We start from the raw sequence: 3,368 nt of genomic DNA, 5'->3' as shown, positions 1-3,368 counted from the left end.
TCGCTGGGGCGGTAGTCTTCGAGCTTGACCACCTGGCCGGTATCCGAACGCATTCTCAGTCAACCCGGGTTGAATTTGGGGGATCGTCGATCCGGCCTTGCGATTCCGGATCGGTGGACTAAATCGAGGCGTGGTCTTTACACGAAACAGCCGCTCGACAAAACTGCGGCTCCGGATATCTCCTCAATCGTTTTCATATCATTCCCAAAGGTTCATCCATGAACGTCATGACGCCGAAATTCGGAATGGGCGCTTCCGTTGTCCGTAAGGAAGACGACGCCTTCATCACCGGAAAAGGCCGATACACCGACGACGTCTCGCCCGACGGCGTCCTCCACGGCTATGTGCTGCGCTCGCCGATCTCCAAGGGAACCTTCACCATCGGCTCGACCGAGGCCGCGAAGAACGCGCCGGGCGTGCATCTGGTGCTGACCGGCGACGACATCCGCCATCTCGGCGACCTCAAGTCCGGCGCCATGCAGAAACAGCCCGACGGCACCCGGGCCGAGACCCGCGACGTTCCGATCCTGTGTCGCGATCGCGTCAACTATGTCGGCGACGCCATCGCCTTCGTGGTGGCCGACACGCGCGCGCTTGCCCAGGACGCCGCCGAATTGATCGAAGTCGATTTCGAGGACGAGGAGGCCTGCGCCAGCACCGCCGATGCGCTGGGCCAGGATGCCGCCCTGGTATGGCCCGATCTCGGCTCCAACAAGGCGCTCGAATATCACTTCGGCGACAAGGCAAAGACCGATGCGGCCTTCGCCAAAGCCGGCCATGTCGCCCGCGTCGAATTCTACAACAACCGTCTCGTCTGCAACTTCATGGAGCCGCGCGCCGCCGTCGGCGAATGGCATGCCGACGAGGATCGCTTCGTGCTGACCACCGGCTCGCAGGGCGTGCACTCGATGCGCAACATCATCGCCGGGACGGTGTTCAAGATCGATCCCTCGAAGCTGCGCGTGCTGACCCATGACGTGGGCGGCGGTTTCGGCACCAAGACCTTCGTCTACCGCGAGTATCCGCTGGTGCTCGAGGCGGCGAAGCGGCTCGGCCGGCCGGTCAAGTGGACCGGCGACCGCACCGAGCACTTCATGACCGACGCCCAGGGCCGCGACAACGTCGTGTCGGCGGAAATGGCGATGGACGACAAGGGCCGTTTCCTCGGCCTGCGGGTCAACATCGTCGCCAATCTTGGCGCCTATATCCACCAGTACGGGCCGTTCATCCCGTGGATCGGCGCCACCATGTCGACGGGCGTCTACGATATCGAGGCGCTCGATCTCGGCATCACCGGTGTCTACACCAATACATGCCCGGTCGACGCCTATCGTGGGGCAGGGCGGCCGGAAGCCGCGCTGCTGCTGGAAAAGCTCGTCGACCAGTGCGCCCGCGACATGAAGCTGACGCCCGACGAGATCCGCCGCCGCAACTTCATCCGGCCGGAGCAGTTCCCCTATCGCACCGCGACGGGACGCCTCTACGACGTCGGCGAATTTGAGGGCCACATGAACCTCGCGATGGAGCGCGCCGGCTGGAGGGACTTCGACAAGCGTCTCGACCAGTCGAAAAAGGCGGGCAGGATCCGCGGCATCGGCATGGCGACCTACATCGAGGCCTGCGCCTTTGCAGGCTCCGAGCCGGCGAAGGTCGTGCTCGAGAAGGACGGCACGGTGACGCTCGATATCGGCACCCAGTCCAACGGCCAGGGTCATGCCACGGCCTATGCCCAGTTCGTGTCGGAGAAGCTCAACCTCGACATCGCGAAAATCAACGTGCGCCAGGGCGACACCGAACGCCTCGCCAAGGGCGGCGGCACCGGCGGTTCGCGTTCGATCCCGCTCGGCGGCGTCTCGGCGTCCCGCGCCGGCGAGGATCTGGCGACCAAGATCAGGAAGCTGGCGGCGGACGAACTCGAGGCCTCGCCGGCCGACATCGAGCTCGAGGACGGCGTCGCGCGCATCGCCGGCACCGACCGCTCGATGTCGTTTGCCGACGTCGCCAAGGCCGCGAAGGCTCAGGAGGATGTCACCGGCCTCGGCGAATTCGTGCAGCAGGAAGCGACCTATCCGAACGGCACGCATATCTGCGAGGTCGAGGTCGATCCGGCGACCGGACAGACCGAGGTCGTCTCCTACACGATTGTCGACGATTTCGGCGCCACGGTGAACCCGCTTCTGCTCGCCGGGCAGGTCCATGGCGGCGTCGCACAGGGCGTCGGCCAGGCGTTGATGGAGGACACGGTCTACGCCGAGGACGGCCAGCTCATCTCGGCGAGCTTCATGGACTATGCCATGCCGCGCGCCGGCGACATCCCGTCGTTCCATTTCGAGACGCGCAACGTGCCCTCGACCACCAACGCGCTCGGCATCAAGGGCGCGGGCGAGGCGGGCACTATCGGCGCCACGCCGGCCGCGCTCAACGCGGTGACCGACGCGCTTTGGCGCGCCTACGGCATCGCCCATGTCGAGATGCCGGCGACGCCGCTGCGCGTCTGGCGCCTGATCCACGAGGGGGCGGACGCACGGTGACCGGCAGTCCGCCCGGCGGCGAACCGGGCGACCCCTCGGCGGGACTGGCAGGATGATCGCCGGCGGCGACGATGTCGCGCGGCCGTCGCGGCCGCTTACGGGCATCGCGCTCAAGGTCATCTCCGTCACGATCTTCGTCGTGATGTCGACCTTCATCAAGGCTGCCGGGCAGGTGCCCGCCGGCCAGATCGTCTTCTACCGTTCGCTGCTGGCGATCGTGCCGGTGCTCGTCTTCCTGGCGTTCCGGCGCGAGCTGGCGACGGCGTTCCACACCAAAAGGCCCGGACGGCACATCACGCGCGGCCTCGTCGGCGTCAGCTCCATGGCGCTCGGCTTCTATGGCCTGACGCGGCTGCCGCTGCCGGAGGCGATCACCCTCAACTATGCCCAGCCGCTGATCGTCGTGGTCTTCAGCGCGCTCTTTCTGGGCGAGACGGTGCGCATCTTCCGCTGGAGCGCGGTCGTCGTCGGCTTCGTCGGCGTCGTCATCATCGCCTGGCCGAAGCTGACATTGCTCACCTCGGGCGCACCGCTCGGCGACGGCGAGGCGGCGGGCGTGATCGCCATTCTGTGCGCCGCGACGGTATCCGCCGTGGCGATGCTGCAGGTCCGTTCGCTGGTCAAGACCGAGCGCTCCGCGACCATCGTGCTGTGGTTCTCGCTGACCGCGACGGTCGCCGCGCTCTGCACTCTGCCGTTCGGCTGGGCCGAGCTGACGATGACGCAGATGGCGCTGCTTGTCGGCGCGGGCATCTGCGGCGGGGTCGCGCAGATCGTCATGACGGAAAGCTACCGTCACGCCGATGTCTCGACCATCGCGCCGTTCGAATACTCCTC

Annotated in this window: 2 protein-coding genes; both read left to right on the top strand. The window is 66.3% G+C overall.

Annotated elements, in window-relative coordinates; translation table 11 throughout:
- The first annotated feature begins 218 nt into the window (after positions 1–218).
- Positions 219–2,531: a xanthine dehydrogenase family protein molybdopterin-binding subunit gene (locus KDJ86_RS00860; RefSeq protein ID WP_291741662.1), complete on the top strand. Its 2,313-nt coding sequence runs from the start codon at positions 219–221 to the stop codon at positions 2,529–2,531.
- A gap of 52 nt (positions 2,532–2,583) precedes the next feature.
- On the top strand, positions 2,584–3,368 hold a 785-nt coding region (locus KDJ86_RS00855; protein ID WP_291741659.1), incomplete at its 3' end, for a DMT family transporter.

It is taken from the genome of Bauldia sp., from assembly GCF_020442045.1.
Lineage (GTDB): Bacteria > Pseudomonadota > Alphaproteobacteria > Rhizobiales > Kaistiaceae > Bauldia.
The sequence above is the reverse complement of the archived record's forward strand: the minus strand, read 5'-3'. Positions and strand labels throughout refer to the sequence as shown.

Bases quoted from the DNA above. Each gene is read 5' to 3' on its own strand.
- KDJ86_RS00860 (WP_291741662.1), top strand. From the start codon at position 219: ATGAACGTCATGACGCCGAAATTCGGAATGGGCGCTTCCGTTGTCCGT.